Here is a 4,133-nt window from a genome sequence, read left to right as displayed (position 1 = left end):
GGACAACGAGTGCGGCTTCTCTTTTTCCTTTTTCCGTAACAATGAGCGGCTTATAGGTTTCGTAGATCACCCAGTTTTTTTCCGCAAATTTCTTCATCATATTATTCACACTCGGCATTTTTACATTTAAAAATTTGCTGAGCTCGTTAATTGTTACGTTTCCTTCATGATCAACCAAGTGAAACAAAGCCTTCAGATAGTTTTCTTCCGTTAATGTTGTTTTCAAAATGTTAGATGATTTTCAATACAAATCTAACAAAATATTATGAAAATCCTGCTCTTGTTGTTTTAACTTTTTTTAATTTTACTCTATGAAATTTTCATTCAAAAACGATTATTCAGAAGGATGTCATCCTTTGATTCTGCAGGCTCTTTCAGAGTATAATTTAGATCAGCAAGCCGGTTATGGAGAAGATGAATATTCTTTAAAAGCGAAAGAATTAATTAAGCAAAAAATTAAAAAATCTAATTCGGATATCTATTTTGTTTCAGGAGGAACGCAGGCCAATTTAATTGTTATTTCTTCGATCCTGAAGCCTTATCAGTGTGTTATTTCCTCATCTACCGGACATGTTTTGAACAATGAAACCGGAGCAATTGAAGCAACGGGCCATAAAATCCTGAGTATTGAGACAAAAGATGGAAAGCTAAGACCTTCAGAGATCATTCCTGTATTGGAAAATCATAGAAATATTCCGCATCAGGTAATGCCTAAAATGGTGTATATCTCTAATTCAACAGAATTGGGCACCATTTATAATGCAACTGAGCTGAAAGAGCTTTCCGACTTCTGTAGAGAAAATAGCCTGTATTTGTTTATGGACGGAGCCAGGATGGGGCATGGCTTAACTTCGGAAATAAGTGATCTTACACTGGAAAAGGTGGCTGAGCTGACGGATGTTTTTTATTTGGGCGGAACAAAAAACGGCGCTCTGATAGGAGAGGCAATTATCATTAATAATCAAAGTCTTCGGGAAGATTTTGCTTTTAATATCAAGCAAAAAGGAGCCTTATTGGCTAAAGGAAGACTATTGGGAATCCAGTTTTTGGTACTGATGAAAGATGATTTGTATTTTGATCTGGCCAAACATGCGAACCGGCAGGCTATGAAAATTAAAAATGCATTGAAAGAAAGGGGAGTGCGGTTTCTCTCAGATACCTATACCAATCAGATTTTCCCGATTTTAAGTAATCGTATCATTGAATCTCTGTTTGAGAAATTTGAATTTTATGTCTGGAAAAAAATTGATGCGGATTTTTCAGCTGTCCGTCTGATTACTTCCTGGAATACGGATGATGAAGCTGTGGAAAGCTTCATTGAAATTATTAAAAGAGAATTATAATGAAAAAGCAGCCATTCAGGCTGCTTATATGTTCAGTTTTTTTGCTATACTCAGAATGAGATGGTATGAACTTTATTTCAGAGCTTCTGTAACGATTTTGCAATCAGCAGTTTTCAGTTTGTGGCCCGCATTATAATTGATTTTGCTTTCGTTGGCGTATTTCATTTGGCCGTTATCGTCTTTCTGCTCACCGATTCCTTCGATCAATGTATTGTCTTTCTGAATGAAGAAAATGTCTCTTTTACTTTTTGTACCTTCAGATTCGAACTCATAAGTAAGTTTCAGGGTATCTCCTGATTTGAAGCCTGTAACATCACCCTTAGAGCTGTCTTTTTCATTGTTTTTGTAAGACATTTTCCCGGTGATAGTGCCCAGGTTGTCATCAATGCTTGCAAAAACAGTGTCTTTCCCAACTACACTCATATAGCAGAAAGATTTAGGGCCTAATGTATCAACCACAGTTTCTGTGATTGCTGTAGAATCAGGTTCAACCTGAGGAGTTACCGTTTCTGTTTTTTTGTTGCAGTTCATCAGAAAAACGGAAAGCGAACCCAGTAAGATCAATTTTTTCATAATCCTTTTTATTATGTTAAATCAAATTTCGGATGCTAAAATAACAATACTTATCTTTAAAAAGACAGGTATGATTAAATTATTTTAAATTCTTCTCTAATAACGTGGAATTGTTATTATAATTGTTTACTCAATCAAACCCTTAAAGCTCCCCTGAAGCCTCTTGCCGCATAATAGGAATCTGCCCCATTATGATACATAAAGACCGTATTGTACCGGCGGTCACAGAAAATAGCTCCACCGAGTTCTCTGATGCTGGCCGGGGTTTTCACCCAGCTTGATGTTTTCAGATCAAATTTTCCAAGCTCCTGTAATTGTCTGTATTCTTCTTCTGTAAGAAGTTCAATTCCCATCTCGGAAGCTTTATCGATAACATTGCTTTCCGGTTTGTTGGCCTTTCTGGCTTCCCATGCCGGGTAATCATAGCAAAGACTTCTGCGCTTCGGGCTTTCCGGTGAACAGTCAAAGAAAATATATTCGTCGTTTTTTTTGTCGTAATCCACTACATCCGGCTCACCTTCGGTTTCTTCCATTTCATTTAATGACCAGAGTTTTTCAGGATTCTTTTCCAATCTGGACTGTATTTTGTTCCAGTCTAAGTCTTTGTGACGGGACATATTCTTTTCAAAGCGTTGTTGCAAAACTTTCAATAGTTTTTCGCTTTGTTCGGCGGACAGTTTCTTTTTACTCATATTATTTGTTTAAGTGGTTAATCTAATTTAGTGATTTGAAGCCAAAATCTTTCGATCGGCCGGTCTGAAATACCAGGATATCATTACCAGAATCAATAGTAATAGAGCAGGGAAGGTCTTTCCCAACGAATCTCCCACAATGAGATGGGAAATTAAAGCGCCGGACATAACGAAGGCGAAACCTGCGTAAGCCCATTCTTTCAGCAAAGGTGTTTTAGGAATAAGAACGGCAATAACCCCTAATATTTTCCAGATCCCAATGATTGTCATGAGATATAAAGGGTATCCTAAATGGGTGAAGTTGGCCACTTCGTCCTGGTGTCCCATAAGCTGTACGATAGCTGTTGAAACCATTCCTAATGCCATCCAAAGGGTGAAAATCCAGTAGATGATCTTGTTTCTTTTGTGTGATTTTTGTGCTTCCATGTTTGATGTGTTTAGTTATTAATCGTTTAAACCTTTTCCTTTCAGGATCTGAGGGATATATTTTTCAATCCTGGATTCACGGGTTTTGGTTTGTTTAGCGGAAGAAAAATGGAGTAGGTAGGCTCTTTGCCTGCCCGGAGTGAGTGCTTCAAAGGCTTCCTGTAGTTCCGGGCTTTCATTCAGTTTATTTTGAAATTCTTCCGGTATCTCAAATTCCCTGGTTTTTTTCATTTTGACCTGAAGTCCGGATTTTTCAACTTCAACGGCTTCATAAACATACATTTTTATCACTTTTTCCAAATCATTAATTTCCTGAAGGCCGGTAAAACGTATTTGCCGGGCAGCCTGAACGTTCTCCGTTTGCTGGATAAGAATGTTATCGGTATCCTTTAATAGAGCACCTTTAAACAGCAGGAGGGCGCAGTATTCTTTGAAGCCATGAATCAAAACAATATTTTTGCCGTGATAGGTATAGCACGGACATCCCCATTTTACTTCTTCCTCAAGGCCTGTATCCAGTAGAATGGCTCTTAATTTCTCAAATTTTTTTTGCCATGGCCCGGCATTATTAAAGAAAAAATCAGCTTTTGGGTTCATAATCTTTATTTTAGATGAGAAACAGTTTCCTGAAGGCGGTTATGGGCCATATTAATTCCTTGTGCAAAAGGTAATTTTAACATTTGATCCCTGTCATCTACAGACTGATAAACAGTATGAATGGTAATTTTACTGGTATCATCTGTTAATTTTTCAAAGGTGATGTATTCAAGCTGGGCCGGAAAAGGGGTGTTTTCCATTTGAAAGGTTCTGATAATTTTCTGGTTGGGAATAAACTCATGGATAGCTCCGTTAGCTTTGAAAACCACATCACCCTGAGGGTTGGTAATCTGAAATTCGTAGCCGCCGTGTTGCTTATTTTCAAGCTTTAATACTTTATTTCCCATCCATTGTTCTATAAGTTCCGCTTCGGAATAGGCTCTGAAAAGCAGTTCCAAAGGCAGATCGAACTCCCTTGTGATGAAAATTTCCTGTTTGCCGTCTTCTGCGTGGATTTTGGTCTTTAGTTCCATACTGATTATTTTTTGGATTGGTAGGCTTT

At 37.7% G+C, this 4,133-nt stretch carries 7 protein-coding genes; 1 reads left to right on the top strand and 6 read right to left on the bottom strand.

Annotated elements, in window-relative coordinates; translation table 11 throughout:
• Positions 1-226, bottom strand: a 226-nt coding sequence (locus ACGHIN_RS16835) for a metal-dependent transcriptional regulator (RefSeq protein WP_390456244.1), incomplete at its 3' end; no start/stop codon positions are given.
• An 85-nt stretch (positions 227-311) separates the two neighbouring features.
• Between ACGHIN_RS16835 and ACGHIN_RS16830 the strand changes: the two genes are divergently transcribed.
• Positions 312-1,343 (top strand): threonine aldolase family protein, encoded by a 1,032-nt coding sequence (locus ACGHIN_RS16830; protein ID WP_390456241.1) that lies wholly within the window; start codon positions 312-314, stop codon positions 1,341-1,343.
• A gap of 72 nt (positions 1,344-1,415) precedes the next feature.
• Here the strand turns inward: ACGHIN_RS16830 and ACGHIN_RS16825 are convergent, their stop codons facing one another.
• From ACGHIN_RS16825 to ACGHIN_RS16805, 5 genes are all read right to left on the bottom strand, one after another.
• Entirely contained in the window at positions 1,416-1,916 is a 501-nt protein-coding gene (locus ACGHIN_RS16825; RefSeq protein ID WP_390456237.1) for a hypothetical protein, read from the bottom strand.
• Positions 1,917-2,050: 134 nt separating this feature from the next.
• Positions 2,051-2,608 carry a DUF4256 domain-containing protein gene (locus ACGHIN_RS16820; protein WP_390456234.1) on the bottom strand — a complete coding sequence of 186 codons (558 nt, stop codon included), beginning with the start codon at positions 2,606-2,608 and terminating at the stop codon, positions 2,051-2,053.
• Positions 2,609-2,635: 27 nt separating this feature from the next.
• Positions 2,636-3,034 carry a DoxX family protein gene (locus ACGHIN_RS16815; protein WP_390456231.1) on the bottom strand — a complete coding sequence of 133 codons (399 nt, stop codon included), beginning with the start codon at positions 3,032-3,034 and terminating at the stop codon, positions 2,636-2,638.
• 18 nt (positions 3,035-3,052) lie between these two features.
• A complete protein-coding gene (locus ACGHIN_RS16810; protein ID WP_390456228.1) occupies positions 3,053-3,631 on the bottom strand; it encodes a YdeI/OmpD-associated family protein in 579 nt (192 codons plus the stop codon).
• Between the two features lie 5 nt (positions 3,632-3,636).
• Complete coding sequence (locus tag ACGHIN_RS16805; RefSeq protein WP_390456247.1) at positions 3,637-4,104, bottom strand: SRPBCC family protein; 468 nt, start codon at positions 4,102-4,104, stop codon at positions 3,637-3,639.
• Positions 4,105-4,133: the final 29 nt, after the last annotated feature.

It is taken from the genome of Chryseobacterium barbadense (genome assembly GCF_042849955.1).
Taxonomy (GTDB): domain Bacteria; phylum Bacteroidota; class Bacteroidia; order Flavobacteriales; family Weeksellaceae; genus Chryseobacterium.
Note: the sequence above shows the minus strand (reverse complement) of the source record. Positions and strands in the feature narration are given on the sequence as shown.

Bases quoted from the DNA above. Each gene is read 5' to 3' on its own strand.
- ACGHIN_RS16830 (WP_390456241.1), top strand. From the start codon at position 312: ATGAAATTTTCATTCAAAAACGATTATTCAGAAGGATGTCATCCTTTG.
- ACGHIN_RS16825 (WP_390456237.1), bottom strand. From the start codon at position 1,916: ATGAAAAAATTGATCTTACTGGGTTCGCTTTCCGTTTTTCTGATGAAC.
- ACGHIN_RS16820 (WP_390456234.1), bottom strand. From the start codon at position 2,608: ATGAGTAAAAAGAAACTGTCCGCCGAACAAAGCGAAAAACTATTGAAA.
- ACGHIN_RS16815 (WP_390456231.1), bottom strand. From the start codon at position 3,034: ATGGAAGCACAAAAATCACACAAAAGAAACAAGATCATCTACTGGATT.
- ACGHIN_RS16810 (WP_390456228.1), bottom strand. From the start codon at position 3,631: ATGAACCCAAAAGCTGATTTTTTCTTTAATAATGCCGGGCCATGGCAA.
- ACGHIN_RS16805 (WP_390456247.1), bottom strand. From the start codon at position 4,104: ATGGAACTAAAGACCAAAATCCACGCAGAAGACGGCAAACAGGAAATT.